Origin of the sequence: Paratissierella segnis (assembly GCF_014385195.1) — a bacterium.
Taxonomy (GTDB): domain Bacteria; phylum Bacillota; class Clostridia; order Tissierellales; family Tissierellaceae; genus Paratissierella; species Paratissierella segnis.
Map to the genome: position 1 here is coordinate 92010 of NZ_JACRTG010000008.1, position 20203 is coordinate 112212.

Annotated in this window: 20 protein-coding genes and 1 pseudogene; 14 read left to right on the forward strand and 7 right to left on the reverse strand. The window is 33.7% G+C overall.

Annotation, left to right across the window (positions count from 1 at the left end; all coding sequences use genetic code 11):
* Nucleotides 1–3: 3 nt before the first annotated feature.
* The 4 genes from modB to H8707_RS02940 form a co-directional block, all read right to left on the reverse strand.
* A complete protein-coding gene (modB, locus tag H8707_RS02925) occupies nucleotides 4–669 on the reverse strand; it encodes a molybdate ABC transporter permease subunit (protein WP_262428660.1) in 666 nt (221 codons plus the stop codon).
* A gap of 13 nt (nucleotides 670–682) precedes the next feature.
* A complete protein-coding gene (gene modA / locus H8707_RS02930) occupies nucleotides 683–1483 on the reverse strand; it encodes a molybdate ABC transporter substrate-binding protein (protein WP_262428661.1) in 801 nt (266 codons plus the stop codon).
* A 96-nt stretch (nucleotides 1484–1579) separates the two neighbouring features.
* Nucleotides 1580–1918: a winged helix-turn-helix domain-containing protein gene (locus H8707_RS02935; protein WP_262428662.1), complete on the reverse strand. Its 339-nt coding sequence runs from the start codon at nucleotides 1916–1918 to the stop codon at nucleotides 1580–1582.
* A 336-nt stretch (nucleotides 1919–2254) separates the two neighbouring features.
* Nucleotides 2255–2533 carry a DUF1294 domain-containing protein gene (locus tag H8707_RS02940; RefSeq protein WP_262428663.1) on the reverse strand — a complete coding sequence of 93 codons (279 nt, stop codon included), beginning with the start codon at nucleotides 2531–2533 and terminating at the stop codon, nucleotides 2255–2257.
* A 143-nt stretch (nucleotides 2534–2676) separates the two neighbouring features.
* On the opposite strand from H8707_RS02940, the gene H8707_RS02945 reads away from it, so the two are divergent.
* The gene (locus H8707_RS02945; RefSeq protein ID WP_262428664.1) at nucleotides 2677–3165 is read left to right on the forward strand and encodes a MogA/MoaB family molybdenum cofactor biosynthesis protein; all 489 of its coding nucleotides are present in this window, start codon (nucleotides 2677–2679) and stop codon (nucleotides 3163–3165) included.
* 56 nt (nucleotides 3166–3221) lie between these two features.
* Here the strand turns inward: H8707_RS02945 and H8707_RS02950 are convergent, their stop codons facing one another.
* Nucleotides 3222–4259 carry a sulfate/molybdate ABC transporter ATP-binding protein gene (locus H8707_RS02950; protein WP_262428665.1) on the reverse strand — a complete coding sequence of 346 codons (1038 nt, stop codon included), beginning with the start codon at nucleotides 4257–4259 and terminating at the stop codon, nucleotides 3222–3224.
* A 173-nt stretch (nucleotides 4260–4432) separates the two neighbouring features.
* Here H8707_RS02950 and H8707_RS02955 point away from each other — a divergent pair, with 173 nt between their 5' ends.
* From H8707_RS02955 to H8707_RS02970, 4 genes and pseudogenes are all read left to right on the forward strand, one after another.
* Nucleotides 4433–5458 (forward strand): molybdopterin-binding protein, encoded by a 1026-nt coding sequence (locus H8707_RS02955; protein ID WP_262428666.1) that lies wholly within the window; start codon nucleotides 4433–4435, stop codon nucleotides 5456–5458.
* A gap of 41 nt (nucleotides 5459–5499) precedes the next feature.
* Nucleotides 5500–6456: a GTP 3',8-cyclase MoaA gene (moaA, locus tag H8707_RS02960; RefSeq protein WP_262428667.1), complete on the forward strand. Its 957-nt coding sequence runs from the start codon at nucleotides 5500–5502 to the stop codon at nucleotides 6454–6456.
* 2 nt (nucleotides 6457–6458) lie between these two features.
* Nucleotides 6459–6908, forward strand: a pseudogene (gene moaC, locus H8707_RS02965) (cyclic pyranopterin monophosphate synthase MoaC); the annotation flags it as partial.
* Between the two features lie 15 nt (nucleotides 6909–6923).
* The gene (locus H8707_RS02970) at nucleotides 6924–7352 is read left to right on the forward strand and encodes an MOSC domain-containing protein (RefSeq protein WP_262428765.1); all 429 of its coding nucleotides are present in this window, start codon (nucleotides 6924–6926) and stop codon (nucleotides 7350–7352) included.
* Between the two features lie 57 nt (nucleotides 7353–7409).
* On the opposite strand, the gene H8707_RS02975 is transcribed toward H8707_RS02970, so the two are convergent.
* A complete protein-coding gene (locus H8707_RS02975) occupies nucleotides 7410–8135 on the reverse strand; it encodes a hypothetical protein (RefSeq protein ID WP_262428668.1) in 726 nt (241 codons plus the stop codon).
* Between the two features lie 610 nt (nucleotides 8136–8745).
* Entirely contained in the window at nucleotides 8746–10515 is a 1770-nt protein-coding gene (locus H8707_RS02980) for a M3 family oligoendopeptidase (RefSeq protein WP_262428669.1), read from the reverse strand.
* A 79-nt stretch (nucleotides 10516–10594) separates the two neighbouring features.
* On the opposite strand from H8707_RS02980, the gene msrB reads away from it, so the two are divergent.
* The 9 genes from msrB to H8707_RS03025 all read left to right on the forward strand — a co-directional run bounded on the left by msrB (nucleotide 10595) and on the right by H8707_RS03025 (nucleotide 20196).
* Nucleotides 10595–11047, forward strand: a complete 453-nt coding sequence (gene msrB / locus H8707_RS02985) for a peptide-methionine (R)-S-oxide reductase MsrB (protein ID WP_262428670.1) — start codon at nucleotides 10595–10597, stop codon at nucleotides 11045–11047.
* A 65-nt stretch (nucleotides 11048–11112) separates the two neighbouring features.
* Nucleotides 11113–11604 carry a hypothetical protein gene (locus H8707_RS02990; protein WP_262428671.1) on the forward strand — a complete coding sequence of 164 codons (492 nt, stop codon included), beginning with the start codon at nucleotides 11113–11115 and terminating at the stop codon, nucleotides 11602–11604.
* 148 nt (nucleotides 11605–11752) lie between these two features.
* Nucleotides 11753–12328 (forward strand): DUF4342 domain-containing protein, encoded by a 576-nt coding sequence (locus H8707_RS02995; RefSeq protein ID WP_262428672.1) that lies wholly within the window; start codon nucleotides 11753–11755, stop codon nucleotides 12326–12328.
* Entirely contained in the window at nucleotides 12306–12992 is a 687-nt protein-coding gene (locus H8707_RS03000; RefSeq protein WP_262428673.1) for a response regulator transcription factor, read from the forward strand. The genes H8707_RS02995 and H8707_RS03000 overlap by 23 nt, the downstream gene beginning before the upstream one ends.
* A complete protein-coding gene (locus H8707_RS03005) occupies nucleotides 12982–14457 on the forward strand; it encodes a sensor histidine kinase (protein WP_262428674.1) in 1476 nt (491 codons plus the stop codon). The genes H8707_RS03000 and H8707_RS03005 overlap by 11 nt, the downstream gene beginning before the upstream one ends.
* A 142-nt stretch (nucleotides 14458–14599) precedes the next feature.
* Nucleotides 14600–16213 (forward strand): DEAD/DEAH box helicase, encoded by a 1614-nt coding sequence (locus H8707_RS03010; RefSeq protein WP_262428675.1) that lies wholly within the window; start codon nucleotides 14600–14602, stop codon nucleotides 16211–16213.
* 175 nt (nucleotides 16214–16388) lie between these two features.
* Nucleotides 16389–17564 carry a PucR family transcriptional regulator gene (locus tag H8707_RS03015; protein WP_262428676.1) on the forward strand — a complete coding sequence of 392 codons (1176 nt, stop codon included), beginning with the start codon at nucleotides 16389–16391 and terminating at the stop codon, nucleotides 17562–17564.
* Between the two features lie 158 nt (nucleotides 17565–17722).
* On the forward strand, nucleotides 17723–18934 hold the full coding sequence (locus H8707_RS03020) for a M20 family metallo-hydrolase (protein WP_262428677.1): 1212 nt from the start codon (nucleotides 17723–17725) through the stop codon (nucleotides 18932–18934).
* The gene (locus H8707_RS03025; protein ID WP_262428678.1) at nucleotides 18931–20196 is read left to right on the forward strand and encodes a dihydroorotase; all 1266 of its coding nucleotides are present in this window, start codon (nucleotides 18931–18933) and stop codon (nucleotides 20194–20196) included. The genes H8707_RS03020 and H8707_RS03025 overlap by 4 nt, the downstream gene beginning before the upstream one ends.
* The last annotated feature ends 7 nt before the right edge of the window (nucleotides 20197–20203 follow it).

Sequence of the window (20203 nt, forward strand, 5' to 3'; positions counted from 1 at the left end):
TTCTTACGCTCTCAGCTTACCATATCGCTTGCTTTCAAAATTATTCAGAAGAAGAATCGAGACAAACGATAACAATACCATTATTAAAACCCATCTATATGCCAATGCCCTATCGCCGGCTTGTACAGCACTATAAACCGCTACCGCCATAGTCTGCGTTCTTCCGGGAATATTGCCTGCAATCATAATTGTTGCGCCAAATTCTCCCATGGCTCTGGCAAATGAGAGAATAGTACCTGCCATAATGCTGGAAAAACAATTTGGCATTACAATTTTCCAAAATATCTCATGTTCCTTTAATCCAAGTGTTCTAGCAACATAGACAATATTTCTGTCCAGCTGTTCAAAAGCGCCACGGGCGGTTCTGTACATTAAGGGGAAAGATACCACTGTAGAAGCTATAATGGTTGCGCTGGAGGAAAATATAATTGATGAATCAAATGAAGATAAGAGTTTTCCTATAATGCTGTTTTTCCCAAGTAAGGTCAATAGGAAAAATCCAACAACTGTGGGAGGCAGCACCAGCGGAAGAGTTAAAATCCCATCTAACAGTCCCCTTAATTTATTCAATTTTGTTGCAAAATAGGCACTATAAATGCCTATAATGAAAGTAATAAATGTAGAAATTATAGCTGCCTTTAAGGATATTAACAATGGAGAATAATTCATAATAGTGTCCTAATTATTTCATATAAAAGCCGTATTTTTCAAATAGAGCTATAGCCTTATCTGTAGATAAAAAGTCTATAAACTTCTTTGCAGCTTCATCATTTTTACTTGTTTTAACTACAGCTACCGGATAATTTACTTCCTTATGGCTTCCTGCCGGAGCTTCAGTTATTATTTTTATTTTATCACTTGTATAAGCATCGGTAGCATATACAATGCCACAATCTACTTCCTCATTTTCAACCCATGTTAATACAGCTCTCACATCATTACCTAATACTGTTTTTGGACTTACTTTATCTTTTATGTTTAGATTTTCAAATATTTCTTCACTATATTGCCCGACGGGCACATTTCCCGGATCCCCTATTGCAATTTTCCCGACTTCATCTTTTATCAAGTCCTCAAAAGAAGAAAGACTCAAATTGCTGTTAGCAGGGGTTATTAGCACAATTTTATTGACTAATAATGTTTTATTTGTTTCATCTAATATAAGACCCTTTTCTGTCAAGGTGTCCATTTGTTTTTGTGCAGCTGACATAAAGATATCAACCGGTGCGCCTTCTTCTATCTGTGTTTGTAAAGCCCCCGAACTTCCAAATGAATATGTAAGAGTAGTATGAGGTTCAATTTCCTTATAAATTTCCTTGATTTCGTTCAGTACATCTGTCAAACTTGCTGCTGCAGAAATTAATAATTCAACATTTTCTTCATTGGCAGCTGGAATCTTTTCTTGCTCTTTATTGCATCCGGCTAATAATGATAAGGACAACAGAATTACCAAACAAATACCAATTAATTTTTTAAAAGTCATCTTTAAATCCCCCTTAATTTGCAGTCATCTCAATCGAGATGAACGCTTATTTTTTTAATCGCCCTTTTCCTTTTAGGGCGCACAATACGAATAATATTAGAAGTACTTTTTAAAAGCTTTATCCGCATCAATTTTGACTTCATTTATAAAACTTTGATACCTATTTAATATATCTATGCCTTCTTTAGTGAGTTCAGAACTTCCTCCGCCGTTTCCCCCTACAACGCTAATAATCAAGGGAAATCCAAGGTCATCTTCAGCGCGTTTAATTATTTTCCAACCTTTACTCGATGATAGTCCCATAATTCTATAAGCTTCGGACAACTTTCCGGTTTCTTCAACCAATTCCATTATCTCAACGACACCCGGACCAAAACTTGGAGTATCTTTATAAATTTTTATTTTTAATTGATATTTTAAATTTGTATAGGACATAATAACACTCCTGACCAATTCACAATTTACGATTCACAACTTAATTCAATTCACAATTCACAATTGAAAAGATAGTGAAGAGTGAAGAACTAAGAGTGAAGAGAGGCTAGGATCGAGCTTTGCAGTATTATTTCTGCTGTTGTCATTTTGTAGGGGCGGATGGTCCTATCCGCCCACTAGGATATTTATGTCTATTTAAAATTCAATAAAATATGAGATTCTTCGTTACGCTCAAGAATGACGAAAGCAGTGAATCGTGGTCTTAAAACCGAAGATGCCTGCTCCTTGCTCTGGATGACACCTTTGGGGGCAATTCACAATTTATAACCCCTGAAATTATATTATAAAATATATGAAAATTAGTATCTGCAACAATAAAATAATTGGCATCCCTATTTTAAACTTCATCTTATGAGTTTTATGCTTAAAGATTAACATAGAAAGTATACCACCTGCGGATCCCCCTATTATTGATAAAAAAATTAAATTGGATTCAGGTATCCTCCATTTATTCCATTTCGCCTTGTACTTATCCACTCCAAACGCAGCAAAAGTTATTAGATTTACTAAAACTAAATAATTTAAAAGTATATTATCATTTATATTATGTAACAAAGCTATCATCCTTTCAGTTCTTATAAAATAATTATATAGTATAATAATAGGAATAGAACTATTAAATTTAGCTTTATCGTTGTTATAATAATAGAAGTTTAGAAAAGGATATAACTAATAATCTAATTGGACGGAGTGAGTTTATGTTTAAAGTAGGGGTAATAACAGCAAGCGACAAAGGTTCATCGGGACAAAGAGAAGATAAATCAGGAGAATTGATTGTGGGAATGGTAGAAGCTAAGGGATATAAAGTAGAAAGAAAAATAATCGTGCCTGATGAGGAAGAAATTATTTTACAAGAATTGATTTCAATGGCAGATGATTTGAAAGTTGACTTAATTTTAACCACAGGTGGGACAGGATTTAGCTTAAGAGATGTGATGCCGGAAGCAACTGCAAAAGTTTGTCACAGAATGGCAAACGGCATAGCTGAAGCTATAAGGTCTAATAGCCTCCAAATAACACCTAGGGGTATGCTTTCGAGGGGTGTTGCAGGAATAAGAAATCAAACGCTCATAGTAAATTTGCCGGGAAGCCCTAAGGCAGTAAGAGAATCCTTGGACTATATTTTAGATAGCATCCATCATGGACTGGAAATATTAAAAGGCGAAACCTCCGAGTGTGGAAGTTAGATACAATAAACAAAAGAATAAATGCTGCATATATAAAATTAGTTTGTAAATGCGTTTTAATATAATAATAACAATTTATTTTTGTCTATACTGACATCAATGTGTTCAGCATTGACTTTAGATTTCAGCTCGCTATTAGGTATCTCTAAATAAATATAGTTAGAATTTTTATTTTCAAGCATCAGAGTGGTTGAAGACGGATTTGTTGCTATGTCTTTAATTTTCAATCTAAATAAGTTCTCACAATTTTCATCATTTGCGAACTTGATTCCATCTTGATATAAGCCCACGTTTTTAACATTATCCTTTATGTACTTACTGCTTTTTAATCTAATTTTCCAATCCTTAGCATAAACTTCATAATCATTTACTTTATCGGCTTTGGATATATTTTTACATCCGGTTAAAATAGCAGTATGTTTTGACCTTGGATTATTAAACAATTCTTCTTTTTCACCTATTTCTTCTATCTTTCCATCATTCATAATAGCTATTTTGTCGCTTATTCTAAATACCTCGTCACCATTATGCGAAACATATAGAGCGCTTCCTTTATGTTTTTTTAATATGGATATAAGTTCTTGTTCCATTTGCCATCTCAAAAAATCATCCAGTGCAGAAAAGGGCTCGTCAAACATTAGTATTTCAGGGGAATTAACAAGCATTCTTGCCAAGGCTGTCCGCTGCTGCTGACCTCCGGATAATTGATGAGGGTAATTGTATTCTAAGCTTTTCAGATGGAAATCACTCATGATCTCCTCTACTGTAGCATATTTATTTTTATTGGATTTTGGTATACCGATTTCAATATTTTGCTTAAGAGTCATGTTTGGAAATAGGGCATAATTTTGAAATAAAAGTCCTACCCTTCTTTCTTGAGGTTTTAAATTTATTTTGTTATTGCTGTCAAAAAGTGTTCGCCCATTCAGTTGAATTATGCCTTCATCAGGAATTTCCAATCCTGCTATACATTTTAGGGTCATACTTTTCCCGCAGCCTGAAGGACCAAATAAAGCCAAAACTTCGGAATTTATATTGAAATTTACATCTAGAACAAAATTACCCAATTTCTTTTTTATGTCTACGAAGAGCATTATTTATCACTCCTTCAAACTATAGGCATTCAATTAAAACCTAATTCAAATATAGTGAATTACTACCGATTAATATCAATTTAACGATATATAGCATATTTTGATATGTATTATATATAAATTATATATGATGAATTATCTCAAAGAATTACTTTTATTCGAGGAATGATATTATGAAAAGAATAAGGATAGAAGATGCGGTAGGCAGTGTATTATGTCATGATATGACCAGAATAGTAAAAGATGAGATAAAAGACGCTGCTTTCAGAAAAGGGCATATAATTGAAAAAAAGGATATTCCCCTTCTTTTGTCAATGGGTAAAGAACATATTTACGTATATGAAAAAAAAGAAGGAATGATCCATGAGGATGAGGCGGCTTATATATTGTCTAAATTATGTCTAAACGATTATATGGCTGCAACAGATGTAAAGGAAGGGAAGGTAGAGATTAAGGCAACTCAAGAGGGTTTTTTCCAAGTTGATGTGGAAAAATTGAATAGAATAAATCAATTGGACGATATAATGATAGCAACAAGAATGGGAAATCTGCCTGTGAAAGCAGGAGAAAAGCTTGCCGGAATGCGTATTATTCCTTTAGTTATTGAGGATGAAAAGTTGAATAGTGCTAAAAAAATAGTAGGGAATAAACCTATATTAAAGATTACTCCATTTAAAAAACTAAAAGCCGGAATTGTAACTACCGGCAATGAAGTATTTTATGGGAGGGTCAAGGATACCTTTACTCCAATTATAGCTGAAAAGCTAAAAAATCAAGGGGTCGAAGTTATAGAACATATTACCAGTGATGATGATACTGAACGAATTAAATCCTCTATTCTTGAAATTAAAGAGAGAGGAGCGGATTTGATTATTTGTACCGGAGGTATGAGCGTTGATCCGGATGATTTAACTCCGGCAGCTATAAAGATAAGCGGAGCTAAAATAGTCACTTATGGAGCGCCGGTACTACCCGGAGCCATGTTTTTGTTAGCCTATTTTGATGATGATACTACTGTTATGGGAGTACCGGGGTGCGCAATGTACAAGAGAAATACCATTTTTGATATTGTACTCCCCTATGCCGCGGCAAACATAAAAATTGACAAGGCTCATCTGTCAAAATTGGGTTATGGCGGACTTTGTTTGGATTGTGAAAAGTGTCATTATCCAAATTGCCAATTTGGTGGGGGAGTGTAGGTATAGAACAATAAATTATTTAATGAGAATATGGTGATATCATGAAGGATTCCTTTGATAGGGAGATAAATTACTTAAGGGTTTCATTAACCGACAGATGCAATTTAAGATGTAAATATTGTATGCCTGAAAAAGGCATCGATAAATTAAAGCATGATGATATATTGTCCTTAGAGGAAATTTATGAACTCATAGAGATATTTGTACAATTAGGCATCACAAAGATTAGGTTCACCGGCGGGGAGCCCTTAATAAGACATGGCGTAATTGATTTAATAGAAAGGGTTTCAAAGCTTAACGGAATTAGGGAATTAACTATGACAACCAATGGGACACTAATCAAGGACAATATTGCAGGCTTAAAAAATGCAGGATTAAATAGACTTAACATAAGCCTTGACACTTTGGATGAAAAAAAGTATAAATCCATAACTGGTGGCGGCAATATCTTTAGTGTATTAGAGGGTATTGAGGAGGCTCAAAAAATGAGACTTACTCCCATTAAGATAAATACTGTTTTAATTGGTGGGTTTAATGATGATGAGATTGAAGATTTCATCAACTTAACTATTGATAATGATATAGAGGCACGATTTATAGAGCTTATGCCTATAGGTGAGGCAGCCGATTTTGCAAAGGATAATTTTATTTCAAACAATGAGGTATTGAAATCGGCAAAGGAACTTATAGCTCTAGAATGTGAGGACAAGTCTTCTCCGGCAGTTTATTATAAACTACCTAACGCCATAGGGAAAATTGGTTTAATTAGCCCTATATCATGTAAATTTTGCAAGAATTGTAACAGAGTAAGACTTACATCAACAGGAAAATTGAAGTTATGTTTACATTCAGATAGGGAAATAGATTTAAGGAGCGCTTTAGCAGAAGGGAAAGATGTTAAGAAGATTATTATGGAATCCATTTTAATAAAGGAAGAAGAACATCATCTTGAGTATGAAAAATATATTTACAAAAATATGAATCAGATAGGAGGTTAGTTATGGAATTCACTCATTTCAATGGAAACGACAGAGCTCATATGGTAGATGTATCTAAAAAGGAAAATACAAAGCGAACGGCAATAGCTACCGGAAGAATAAAAATGAAGGAAGAAACAGTAGAAAAAATAAAACAAGGTCTTATTACCAAGGGAGATGTTTTGTCTGTAGCCCAAGTAGCAGGAATTATGGGTTCTAAAAGGACAAGCGATATAATACCCATGTGTCACAATATAAATTTAAACGGATCGGATATCCGATTTTCAATACAAGAAAATTATATAGACGTGGAGGCTGAGATAAAAACAACAGGTAAAACCGGTGTGGAAATGGAAGCTTTGACAGCTGTATCCATAGCTTGTCTTACTATTTATGATATGTGCAAGGCTATTGATAGAGGCATGATTATAGAAGAAGTAAAATTGATAAAAAAGACCGGTGGAAAGTCCGGTGAATATAGGAGATGTTTGGGTAAGGTTGTTTCTGTCAATATATCAGATACAAAAGGTATAGCTAAAAAGCCTATAGGAAGCGGGTTATTTATAGAAGATTATGGACTGGAAAATGATGCTCATAGCGGTAGTTGGCATAGACAAGTAAGCTTGCTTGCAATCGAAAGCATCAATAAAATGCGAAAAGAAGGTCTGGAAGTATATCCGGGAGATTTTGCTGAGAATATTACAACCGAAGGAATAGTTGTATATGAATTGCCTATAGGCACAAAATTGAAAATTGGTGAGACCGTTCAGGAGGTAACTCAAATAGGAAAGGAATGTCACACGGGATGTGAAATAGCTAAGACTGTGGGGAAATGCGTAATGCCAAAGGAAGGCATATTTACTAAGGTTTTAAAGGGCGGGACGATAAAAGAAGAGGATTCAATAGAAATTTACTAAATCCATGTCTATTCATGAAAAAAGGACTTGGTGCAGGGGGAGCACCAAGTCCTTTTATTAATTTTCGAATTTCATATAATTCAAAAGCCTAGTATCTTTAAATATTTCAAACCCTATATAGCCATCTTCTATTAGTTCTTTTTGTTTTTCAAGATTAGCCCATTTGGAGACTACTAAATCTACCGGATTGGAATAAGGATTTTTCAAATCCCTATGTAGTATAAATCTCCACATGCCTTCCTCATTTTCAGTTCTCGCATATTTTTTCTTCAACTTTTTTATCTTTAGACCATTTTTCATTACATTATACAAACTAAAAAAATTATATGGTGAAACTGTGCATAGCAAATGTTTGTAGCCTTCTTCTTTAACCAATTCAGTTGCAATTTCTAGGGTCAAACTTTGTAAGTTATTTCCCCTATAAATAGGTTTCACTACTGTGGTTTCTAAATGCACTACACTATCCAATTCATCTTTAGGGAGGTTGATATCGTACCCTAAATTTCGAGAATCTTTTCCCGGAAAGCCAATATATCTATATGAGATGAGTTTACCTCTATTGTTGCGGACACCAATTACCTTAGCTCCATTTTTTAAATCTTCATACATTTCATCATAGGAATCTAAATATAATATTTCTTTATTATCAATTCCTTCATACACTTCAAGCTGTAAATCTATAACTTCATTTAAATTAGCCTTAGGTATCAATTCAATAGTATATTCTTCGCGTTTTCTTGTATTATATTTATCCTTTATTAGGTATCCAGTAGTTAATAACATTTTATTGGCCTCCTTTCCATATATTTGCCAACTGACAACTCAATGCAATATAGTAAGTTGTTAAATTTAGTATATAATAAAATATAAAGGATGTCAACAAAATATTATAAAAAAATGCGAAAAATTTTAGGTTGTCGATTTCACATCAACAACCTTACTATATCCCTTTTAAGACCCCGATTCATTGCTTGGGTAATTCTTGAGCGTAGCGAAGAATCTTATAGCATTTATAATATCAATAAAACAGAGATCCTTCGCTTTATGCTCAGGATGACAACAGCAGAAATCTTGGGTCTATAAGTGCAGTATAATCATTGATTGAGTCATTCTTGAGCGTAGCGAAGAATCTATGCGTAATTCCCCAAAGTTCGACCCTAACAAACTCTTCACTCTTCACTCTTAGTTCTTCATTATCTTTTACCTCTTACCTTTTACTTTTTACCTATCTTTAAAACCGGAGATCCTTAGAAAGCAGTGCTTATACTGTCCACCTCACCCTTAGACTACAAAGGGTACACGGCAGGATGACCCAAGGGTCGATTGTGCATTGTGAATTGTGAACTGTGAATTGTGAATTGTGAACTGTGAACTGTGAATTGTGAATTGTTTTTTATCTATCAGCCAGTTCCATAAATTTTTCAATATCCTGTTCAATCAATCTCAATGAGCTTCTGAAAAACTCCGGATCATGAACATCAATTCCCATTCTCAATGCCACGTCTCTAATATTATTCTTTCCGGTAGCACTTAGCAACTCATCATACTTTGTAACAAATTCTTTCCCTTCATTTAGATATTTTGCATACAGTCCCTTGGAGAATAACAGTCCAAAGGCATATGGAAAGTTATAATAGCTTAGCTCTGCATTATAATAATGAGGTTTATTTACCCACATATATGGATGCAGGATATCGTGATCAAGTCCATCCCCATAAGCTTCTTTTTGCGAATTCATCATTATTTCTTTAAGTTCATTAACCGATAGGGAGTGTGTTTTTCTTCTTTCAAATACTTCTGATTCAAACAAGAAACGGCTCAATATATCAACTATTACTTGACCGGCATCCGAAATTGAAGATTCCAATATTTCAAATGCTTCTTCTTCATTTGCTTCCTTTAAAGCCGCATTTACCACTATAGTTTCACAGAATATGGAGGCTGTTTCTGCAATTGGCATTGGATATCTGCTATTTAAGATGGATTCATCCCTTAAATTCAATCCATGATAGCCATGCCCCAATTCATGAGCCAGAGTAATCATATTTGAAAAGCTTCCATTGAAGTTTGCCATGATCCTGCTTTCTTTTATTGGATGGAGATTGGAGCAGAAAGCGCCACCCCTTTTACCATCTCTTGGTTCTACATCAAGCCAATTGTTTTCATATGCATTTTGTGCAAAATCAGCCAGTCTATCGCTAAAGGTTCTAAAATTATCAACTACATATTCCATAGCCTCTTCATAGGTAAAAGTTCTATTTACCTTTCCAACAGGAGCAAACATTTCGTAGAATGGTAATCCATTCTTATAGCCTAGAATTTCAGCTTTTTTTCTATAATATTTGTGAAATACCGGCAGAAATTCTCTTATAGCGGTAAGCATAGCATTCAAGGTTTCTTCATCCATTCTGGACATAATAAACGTTTCGTCCAACGGAGATTTGTATCCTCTCAATTGGCAAGTGGTGATAACTTCGCCTTTTATCCCATTTAATGCGGCTGCTGAGGATTCTTCAATTTTCATATATGCTGCTTGTTCTGCTTCATAGGCTGTATGCCTTATGTCAGAGTCTTTGTCATAAGCTAAATTTCTTACAACAGGTAGAGGCAATTGCTTTCTTTCTCCATCCAATGTTATATCAACAAGCAATGTTGAGGATATTTTATTTTGAAGATTTGACCATGCAGTTGAACCGCTGTTGGACATTTTAGATACAAGTATTTCCTCCTGTTCGCTTAGCATATATTTTGACTTTTCTTTTATTTGATTTAAATAAAATTTATGTTCATTTAAGGATTCGGAGGTTTCAACCAATTCATCCAGGTTATGGATATTTTTCATAAAACTTTGAAACATTACATTGGGTTTAGTCATTTCAGAAGCTTTAACAGATAATATATCCTTATATTTTGATGCGGATTCATTTTTGGCATCTACACTAGATGTAAGTGAGGCATAAGACCTTAATTTTGTAAGGATAGTTGAAATTTCTGCTGAAAATTTTATGAAATCTTCAATTTTTTTGGCCGGATTATCCAATGATAATAAGTTTTCATTAGCCCAATTGTTAAATTCAATAATTTGTTCATCTAATTTTCCTAAGTCGCTTTGAAATTCTTTTGATTCAAAAGATGTATATAGCTTATCTAAATTCCATCTCATAACAATCCCTCCTATATTTCGATGCTCTTAATATTATATCATATTGTAAATGGGTAACAATATAATTGAGGTGAAAAATATGAAATATAAGGATTTTAAAAAGCCAGAAAGGGAGTCTTTAATTGAAGAATTGTCTCCAATAGAATATAAGGTGACACAAGAAAATGCAACAGAAAGACCATTTACACATGAATACAATGAAAACTATGAAGAAGGTATATATGTGGATATTGTTTCCGGTGAGCCATTATTTTCTTCTAAGGATAAATTCAATGCAGGCTGTGGATGGCCTAGTTTTACAAATCCATTAGAGGAAGAGCATGTAATTGAGAAAAATGACACATCACATGGTATGAGAAGGACAGAGGTCAGAAGCAAATACGCAGACTCACACCTAGGCCATGTATTTCCTGATGGACCTAAGGATAAAGGTGGACTTAGATATTGTATCAATGGCGCATCTTTGCGGTTTATTAAAAAGGAAGATATGGAAAGAGAAGGGTATGGGGAATATTTGAAATTGTTTGAGTAATATGGTAGCTATATTGTACAATATAGCTATTGAGTGATAAATTTAAAGAATTGGGGGAATTGGGAATGTCTGAATCTAAGAAAAGTAAATCATATAGGATAATTTTAGTTTCATTAATTATTATTTTGATATTAAGTGCTTGTTATTTTTTTAAGACAAGAGAGGTATATAAAGATGTATATAGTTTAGATGATGGAATCGTAGTCAAAGAGATAGATATAGATAGGTTAAGAGATAAAAAGTTAAATGATTTCATAACTGAAAATAATCTTGCAAACGGAGTCTTTGAGTATTATTATTCAAAGGGAGATAAGCACTATATATTATTTAATGGAGTAGAAAATACTTATAAGAATGTTACATTCGATTTAGAAAACAAGATATTTACAATTTCCTATGAATCTCAAAGCACCAGTGGTAATAGTAAATTGCTTTATTTAATAGAAAAAGAATCCGGAGATGCTTTTGATACAATAAAATTGTTGAATAATAATAAGGAAGATTATTTTATTAATGTATATACGCGTGCGACAACCCCTTTAAGTGATAAATTTTGATAAAGTGGACTTCTTTTGCTATAATGAGATGAAAGTAAAATGAAAAGCCAGATGTATTTTTTAATCTAATTTTAATCTTTCTTGAATTGTATTTAAAGCTTCCACTACTATAATTTAATCATATTAAATAGTAGGAGGTATTTATTTTATGGTTACTTTACAACAAGTAGAAGAATTAAGAAGGTATGCAAATATTACTTTCAACGAAGCAAAAGATGCACTAGAGGAGACTAATGGAGATATTCTTGAGGCCATAATAAATCTTGAGAAGAAAGGTAAAATCAAAGCCCCTAAGGATGGAGGCTATTACAGTTCCAAGGATTCATATCAAGATAATCAAAGTAATGATGCTGTAGGGAATGTCCAACCAGAAATTTATGATGAATCCGGCTCATCCTTTTCGGAGATTTTGAACAAATTCATTTCCTTTGTCAAGAAACTGTTTAAAAAAGGAAATAGAAATAACTTTGAGGTTATAAAAAATGAGACAAGAATTATGTCAATCCCGGTTACTATTCTAGTAGTTTTAATAATATTTGCTTTTTGGATTACAATTCCAATTATGATTATAGGACTATTCTTAGGTTATAAATATGCATTTAGTGGTCCTGAACTTGGAAAGGATACGGTTAATTGTGCGATGGATTCAGTTTCCAGTGCAGCTGAAAACTTAAAGAAAGAATTCAAAGGTGATAATACTAATGGTAAAAATTCTAATAATTGAGGATGAAGAAAAACTTGCACGTTTTTTAGAGCTTGAACTTAAGTATGAAGGGTATGAAGTAGAAAAGGCATTTGATGGAAGATCGGGGCTGGAGTTAGTCAAATCCAGTCTTTTTGACCTTGTGTTATTGGACATTATGCTTCCAGGATTGAACGGTATAGAGGTTCTTAGGAGAGTAAGGCAGTCCTCTGATATACCCATTATATTGCTTACTGCAAGAGATACTATAGTTGATAAAGTAACAGGGCTCGACAGTGGGGCTGATGACTACATCACTAAACCTTTTGCAATAGAAGAGTTATTAGCGAGAATTAGAGCTGTTCTTAGGAAAAAAGAGGTTAATAATGAGGGTCAGCTGAAGGACATATTAGTATCAGGAGCTTTAAGTCTTAATACCAAAAATAGAGAGGTTCATGTAAATGATGAATTGGTATATTTAACAAAGAAAGAATTTGATCTATTGCATTTTTTATTAGAGTATAAAGGGATAGTCTTAAGTCGTGAAAAGATACTTGATCGTATTTGGGGATATGATTTTTATGGCGGAACAAATGCTGTGGATGTATATATTAGGTATCTTAGAGTAAAACTTGAAGAGCCTTTTGGAATAAAAATTTTTCACACTGTAAGAGGAGTGGGGTATGTAATAAAAGATGAGCTTTAAAAAGGAAGAAAACCCAATTAGTTTTTCTAGTAAAATACGTTCATCACTTGTATTAAAACTCAACTTGGAAATGATAGGAAGGTTATTATCCGGATTTTTGGCGATTAATATCCTTATTTTCCTGATGAGTTTTTTTGTAATTTTATGGGAAACCGAAATAGAGATTCAGGAGGTAATTGAAACAATAACTACCTCGGATATCAATAGAGATTCTGTTAGACATCAGGAACAAGGATATACGATATTAAAAGAGAAATCATCCAGAGGAATTGTTCTTCCAAAGCTTATACAAAACTATTTGCCTGTCAAAATCAACAATGCAAGGAGAAATATTTTTATATCTCATACATATGATAACGGAACATTATCAGATAAGATAAATTCTATAAGTTATTCCATAGGATTTTCTATAAGTTCATCGCATTATCAGGTGGTATATCCTATCGGTCTTGAAGTGATGAGTTTTTTAAGGTTATTTGCTATTTTAATAATAGTAGAAGGAATAATTTTATTTAGAAATATAGGAAAGGGTCAAAAAATAATTAGAAGGACATTAAGACCTCTTACGGAATTAGCGGAAACAACTAAAAGTCTCAATACAGCTCAATCTTTTGATGGGCAAAATCTTAAGGATTTGGCAGGAGAAATCAGCAATATAGATGCAAGTAGGCTTGACAGACGTATATCTGTGGATAGCTCACAGAATGAACTAAAAGCTTTAGCATCAGCTATAAATCAGATGTTAAATCGTATTAATGACTCCTATCAATCACAGGTAGAATTTGTTTCAAATGCATCTCATGAACTTAGAACTCCAATATCTGTTATACAGGGCTATATAAATTTACTTGATCGGTGGGGTAAAAAAGATGAAAAGACTCTTCAGGAGTCTATTGATGCGATTAAAAGTGAGATAGAGGGCATGAAGGAGTTAGTAGAAAAATTATTATTTCTTGCCAGAGGAGATAGTGAAACTATTGTACTTCAAAAGGAGTTGTTCGATTCCTGTGAGATAGTGGAAGAAATTGTACGTGAAATGCAGATGATTGATGAAGACCATATGTTTAAAATGGATATGACTATTCCTGCATATGTGGAGGCCGATAAACAGCTTTTTAAGCAGGCTGTTAGAATTGTAGTTGATAACAGTATAAAATATACACCTAGTGGAAAGGAGATTATATTGAAGGTAGAAAGAAATCAAGGTAAAGTTAATATTACGGTACAGGATAGTGGAATTGGAATAGATTCTAATGATCTTCCTCATATATTTGATAGATTTTACCGTTCAGACGAATCAAGAGCACGAAAAAGCGGAGGTGCAGGATTAGGTTTATCTATTGCCAAATGGATAATAGAACGTCATGGAGCATATTTTGAAATATTAAGCAGGATAAATGTAGGCACTCGTATAACTATTGCATTTCCTGAGGCTGATAGTACAATTCAAATGGAAGATTATTGACTAAATATCGACAGTTAAGTAAAGAATAATATTTGACGCTGATATAGAAATTAATGCTTGACGAAACAATATTTTTCTTGCATTTTGTAGGTATTATATATATACTTAATAAGTTAAGGATTAAGGAGGACGAATTTATTTAATGGAAAAATTACGTTTTGAAGAGATAAATTTATCAAATGAGATAAAAAAAGGAATTCAAGAGCTGGGATTTGAAGAAATGACGCCGATTCAGGCTAAATCCATCCCATTATTGCTAAAAGGTATGGATATCATAGGTCAAGCTCAAACAGGAACGGGAAAAACAGCTGCTTTCGGCATACCGATTCTTGAAATGTGTGATTCCGAGGAAAGAAATATACAGGCATTGGTCTTGTGCCCAACGAGGGAATTGTCTATACAAGTGGCAGAAGAAGTAAGTAAGTTGGGAAGATTTAAAAAAGGATTGCAGGTATTGCCTGTATATGGAGGGCAGCCTATAGAAAGACAGCTTCGTGCTTTAAAGAAAGGCGTTCAAATAGTTATTGGGACACCCGGTAGAGTAATAGATCATATCAGAAGAAAAACCATAAGGACTGACAACATAAAGATGATGGTACTGGATGAAGCCGATGAAATGTTTGATATGGGGTTTAGAGACGATATTGAACTTGTAATGAATACATTGCCTAAAGAAAGACAGACTATATTTTTCTCGGCAACCATGCCCCATGAAATAGTCAGATTTGCATCCAAATATCAGAAAGATCCGGAAATGATCAAAGTAGTGCATAAGGAGCTAACAGTTCCAAAGGTTGAGCAATGCTATTTTGAATTAAAAGAGCATATGAAAACTGAAATCTTAAGCAGGTTGATTGATATGCACAACCCTAAATTGACTATTGTATTTTGCAATACTAAGAAAAGGGTAGATGAGCTTACTACTGAGCTGCAAGGCCGTGGATATTTTGCTGACGGACTTCACGGGGATTTGAAGCAACCTCAAAGAGATACTGTAATGGGCAAATTCAGAAAGGGTACAATCGATATATTGGTAGCTACAGATGTTGCTGCAAGAGGATTGGATGTTGACAATGTTGACCTTGTAGTAAACTATGATATGCCGCAAGATGAAGAGTATTATGTCCATAGGATTGGAAGAACAGCCAGAGCCGGCAGGGCTGGGGTTGCATTTAGCTTTGTTGCAGGCAGAGATATCTATAAATTAAAGGATATTCAAAAGTATACAAAGACTAAAATAGAGAGAAGAGACTTGCCGACCCTTAAGGATATAGAAGAAAGATATACTTTGAGTATGCTTGAAAAGATAAAAGAAGAAGTGGATAGAGGAGAATTATCCAAATATGAAAAGATAGTAGACTCCCTATTGCAAGATGACTATACCTCAATCGACATAGCAGCAGCGCTTCTTAAATTCTACATGCAGGAAAACAGACTGGATGGGCATGAAGAACTGGATATGGTGGATAAAGGGAATAAGTCCAAATCAAGAGGTTGTAAAAACACCGGAGGAATGGTAAGACTTTATATCAATATAGGGAAGAGAAAGGGAGTAAGTCCTAGACATATATTGTCTGCGCTGCTTCAGGAGACTAATTTGAATAAGAATTTAGTAGGCAATATTGACATGTTTGATAAATTTACTTTTGTTGAAGTACCGAAAGAATATGGTAAGGATGTAGTAAGTCAATTAACGGATAAGAGGATAAAAGGTACTAGGGTAAAGGTGGAAATTGCCAACCCTAAAACCAGATAAATATTGCTGAAGCTAATGCTCTTTATGGCCATAACTTAAGGTTTAAAAGAGCATTTTTGTTTATCCTTTCAGTTGAGTGACACCTTTACTCTTCACTCTTAGTTATTAGTTCTTTACTGTTTTTAATTATGAATTGAATTAGGTTGTGAATTGCATTACATAGGAGGTTTAAACATTGGCAACTGTTAAAGATATCTTATCTATACCTGCATTAAGAAAATTAAAAGTTATCGGTGGCAAACAAGGTTTAAATAAAAGAGTTTCATATGTAACTGTGCTGGAAGTCCCGGATATAGTTAAATGGTTAAAGGGTAACGACTTTTTAATTACAAGCCTTTTTGCGTTCAAAGACAGTATAATAGAACAAACAAAGCTAATAGATAGTTTGGCAGATGAAAATTGTTCATGCTTGGCAATTAAAATAGTTCCGTATGTGAAAGAATTGGATAAATCAATAATAGAAAGAGCAGATTGCAGGGGTTTGGTTTTAGTTGAAATTCCGGTAGAAATGACATATATTGAGATAATTGTAAATGCTATGGATAAAATCCTTGAAGATAGGGATATTGATTACATGATTGAAAAATATATGAAAGATATAATATTTAACAATTATGACAATTATGCAATCATGCTTCAAAGAGGAAAGCTTTTAGGGTTCAATATACAAGAAAGTTATACATTAGCCATAACCTTAAATATCAATCATAAAACAAATGATAAAGAAGAAAATATATTGAGAAAGACTGCAAAATCAATAGCTAAGGAAAGTGATACTTTAATAAAATTCACATATAACCCGGTAGTTACTATGGAAGAAAAATCAACAATATTGTTTTTTGCAAGTGAAGAAAAAGATATCGAAAATAATTTAAAAAGTATCCTTGAACTTATAGATAAAAACGTTAAGATCTGTGGATTGGAAGATGTAAAAGTAGGTGTTGGTTCTATAGGAGAGGGTTTAGAATGTCTCAAGAAATCCTATTTTCATTCATTAGAGGTTTTGGAGCTTGGTAAGGTATTTAACAATCATAACTATGTATATTGCTACGTATATTGCTACGATGAATTAAAAATCTATTCAGTTTTGGAGAAATGTCTAAGGGAAAATGGAGATGTAATCTTTGATAAAAAATTTGATAATATAGATAGTGATTTATTGCTTACATTAGAATCATTTTATGCCAATAATATGGATGTTGCAAAATGCAGTGAGGATCTATTCATCCACAAAAACACCGTACGATATCGTTTGAAGAAAGTCAAAGAGATAACCGGATATGATACTTCAATCTTTGAACACAATTTCAATTTATATTTATTTTTATTATATAAAAAGATTAAAGGCTGACCCTAGGATAAAAATCCTAGGGATTTTTTTATACAAATAATTGATGGTAATTTTGTACAGTTGTACATATTGGAAACAAGTAAAGTGTGATAATATTTAATTGAGTAGAAGTGAAATGGTTTGCATCAATTAAATTCAATAGTGTGGAGGTGATTAGCATGGAATTAGAGAAATCAACTGATTACTTAAATTATATTATGAAAAGATTTTACCATATTGGTGCCGATAAAAACGGTGGAGTTACAAGACTTGCATATACTGTAGACGAAGATAAAATGCATGAAGAATTAAGTCGTATCGGTTTAGAGGAAGGATATATAGTAACAGCTGATGAGGTGGGAAATACCTTTTTAAGCTTAGGTGACTATGAAGAATACTACTTGGTTGGTTCACATTTGGATTCTGTGGTAAATGGCGGAAGGTATGATGGTGTATTGGGAGTTGCCGTAGGCTTATTGCTCATTAAGATAATAAAGGAAGAAAAGCTTAACATTCCTTTAAAAGTAGTTGCCTTTCGATGTGAAGAGTCAAGCAATTTTATGAAGAGTACTCTTGGGAGTGAGTTGATTACAAACGGAGTTAATCCGAAATATTTTCAAGTTCTTAAGTCCAAAAAAGGAGAAAAACTGGAAGATATCTTTGCAAATAGAGGATATAATGAATCACCGGAAAAGATAAAAGGAGTTAAGAACTATTTGGAACTTCATATAGAACAGGGCAGAATCTTGGAAAGTGAAAGTCTTAGAATTGGAGTTGTAAGCGCAATTGCAGGTAATATCAGACTACAAGTTAAAATCAGAGGATTAGCTGAACATTCAGGCGCAACACCCATGAATCTTAGACAAGATGCACTTTGTGGTGCGGCAGAGATTATTTTAGGCATTGAAAAGATCGGTCAAGGAGATTTTACTTCCAATGCAGTAACAACAGTAGGTGTCATAGACAATTTTCCAAATTCAATCAATGTAATTCCAGGAGAAGTCATATTTTCAATTGATATTCGAGATGGAGACAATAGCGTTATGGAAGATATTAGAATTAAGATTGAGAGATTGATCAATGAAGTATGTAAAAAGAGGAACTTATCTTGTGATATACAATTTATATCTTCAACAGAAGCAGTGAAATTGGACGTAAATTTAATAAAAGAGCTTTCGAGTATTGCTGAAAACTTAGGAATAGAACATAAAATTATGCCCAGCGGTGCAGGACATGATGCCATGAAATTAGCTAACATAACTAAAACGGGGATGATTTTTATACCGTGCAAAGAAGGGATAAGTCACAATCCCGAGGAAGAAGCAAGAACTGATGATGCAGCTCTTGGTGCAAAGATAATCTTAGAATATTTGAAAGGAGACCAACAATGATAATAAAAAATGGGAGAATAATAGACCCAAGTAGCGGATACAATGAAAATGCAGATTTGTTGATTAGAGATGGTAAGATTAAGGCAATAGGTCAATTTGATGATATTTATGATGATGAAATCATCGATGCTGAAAATATGGTAGTTGCTCCGGGACTTGTAGATGTTCATGTCCATTTTAGAGATCCGGGATTTACCTATAAGGAAGATATACAGACAGGCTCAGATGCAGCAGCAGCAGGAGGATTCACTACTGTTATTGCAATGGCAAATACCAATCCGATAATAGATAACGAAGACACATTGAAATCTGTGTTAGAAAAAATGGGAAAATCAAAGATAAACGTTCATACAGTAGCGGCAGTCACTAAAGGATTTAAAGGGGAAGAATTAGTCGATATGGATTTGCTCTATAAATTAGGAGCTGTGGGATTTAGCGATGATGGGATACCAATAAATAATGAAGCTACAATTCTTAAGGCAATGTTAAAAGCAAAAGAATTGAATGTACCTTTGAGCTTTCATGAGGAAGATCCTAATTTCATCGGAATACCGGGGATAAATGATGGTAAGGTTTCAAAGAGATTAGGAATCAAAGGTGCTTCATATGTTTCTGAAGATGTTATGGTAGCAAGGGATTCTATGTTGGCATTATATACAGGAGCCACCATTGATATACAGCATATCAGTTCCGGTAATTCTGTGGATATGATTAGATTTATAAAAGGATTGGGGGCTAATGTATATGCTGAGGTTACACCACATCACTTTTCATTAACGGAAGATGCAGTTTTAGAACACAAATCCTTAGCAAAGATGAATCCTCCTTTGAGGACAAAAGAGGATAAAATGAGAATTATCGAAGGGATAAAGGACGACACAATTGAGATTATAGCTACAGACCATGCACCCCATAGTTCAGAAGAGAAGATGAGAGAATTAACAAAAACTCCTAGTGGGATAATAGGGCTTGAGACATCATTGCCTTTAGGAATTACCAACTTGGTTAGAAATGGGCATTTATCCCTTATGAAATTACTTGAAAAAATGACAATTAACCCTGCAAGGCTTTATAATCTAGATTGCGGAAGCTTAAGTATTGGCTCAAAGGCCGATATAGTAATATTCGATGACAATGAATCGTACGTAGTCAGTAAATTCAAGTCAAAATCCTCTAATTCTCCGTTTATAGGGGAGACCCTTTATGGAAAAGTAAAGTACACCATCTGTGGTGGAAACATAGTATATAAAAATTTAAAATAGGAGGGTA

Bases quoted from the DNA above. Each gene is read 5' to 3' on its own strand.
- modB (WP_262428660.1), bottom strand. From the start codon at position 669: ATGAATTATTCTCCATTGTTAATATCCTTAAAGGCAGCTATAATTTCT.
- modA (WP_262428661.1), bottom strand. From the start codon at position 1,483: ATGACTTTTAAAAAATTAATTGGTATTTGTTTGGTAATTCTGTTGTCC.
- H8707_RS02935 (WP_262428662.1), bottom strand. From the start codon at position 1,918: ATGTCCTATACAAATTTAAAATATCAATTAAAAATAAAAATTTATAAA.
- H8707_RS02945 (WP_262428664.1), top strand. From the start codon at position 2,677: ATGTTTAAAGTAGGGGTAATAACAGCAAGCGACAAAGGTTCATCGGGA.
- H8707_RS02950 (WP_262428665.1), bottom strand. From the start codon at position 4,259: ATGCTCTTCGTAGACATAAAAAAGAAATTGGGTAATTTTGTTCTAGAT.
- H8707_RS02955 (WP_262428666.1), top strand. From the start codon at position 4,433: ATGAAAAGAATAAGGATAGAAGATGCGGTAGGCAGTGTATTATGTCAT.
- moaA (WP_262428667.1), top strand. From the start codon at position 5,500: ATGAAGGATTCCTTTGATAGGGAGATAAATTACTTAAGGGTTTCATTA.
- H8707_RS02975 (WP_262428668.1), bottom strand. From the start codon at position 8,135: ATGTTATTAACTACTGGATACCTAATAAAGGATAAATATAATACAAGA.
- H8707_RS02980 (WP_262428669.1), bottom strand. From the start codon at position 10,515: ATGAGATGGAATTTAGATAAGCTATATACATCTTTTGAATCAAAAGAA.
- msrB (WP_262428670.1), top strand. From the start codon at position 10,595: ATGAAATATAAGGATTTTAAAAAGCCAGAAAGGGAGTCTTTAATTGAA.
- H8707_RS02990 (WP_262428671.1), top strand. From the start codon at position 11,113: ATGTCTGAATCTAAGAAAAGTAAATCATATAGGATAATTTTAGTTTCA.
- H8707_RS02995 (WP_262428672.1), top strand. From the start codon at position 11,753: ATGGTTACTTTACAACAAGTAGAAGAATTAAGAAGGTATGCAAATATT.
- H8707_RS03000 (WP_262428673.1), top strand. From the start codon at position 12,306: ATGGTAAAAATTCTAATAATTGAGGATGAAGAAAAACTTGCACGTTTT.
- H8707_RS03005 (WP_262428674.1), top strand. From the start codon at position 12,982: ATGAGCTTTAAAAAGGAAGAAAACCCAATTAGTTTTTCTAGTAAAATA.
- H8707_RS03010 (WP_262428675.1), top strand. From the start codon at position 14,600: ATGGAAAAATTACGTTTTGAAGAGATAAATTTATCAAATGAGATAAAA.
- H8707_RS03020 (WP_262428677.1), top strand. From the start codon at position 17,723: ATGGAATTAGAGAAATCAACTGATTACTTAAATTATATTATGAAAAGA.
- H8707_RS03025 (WP_262428678.1), top strand. From the start codon at position 18,931: ATGATAATAAAAAATGGGAGAATAATAGACCCAAGTAGCGGATACAAT.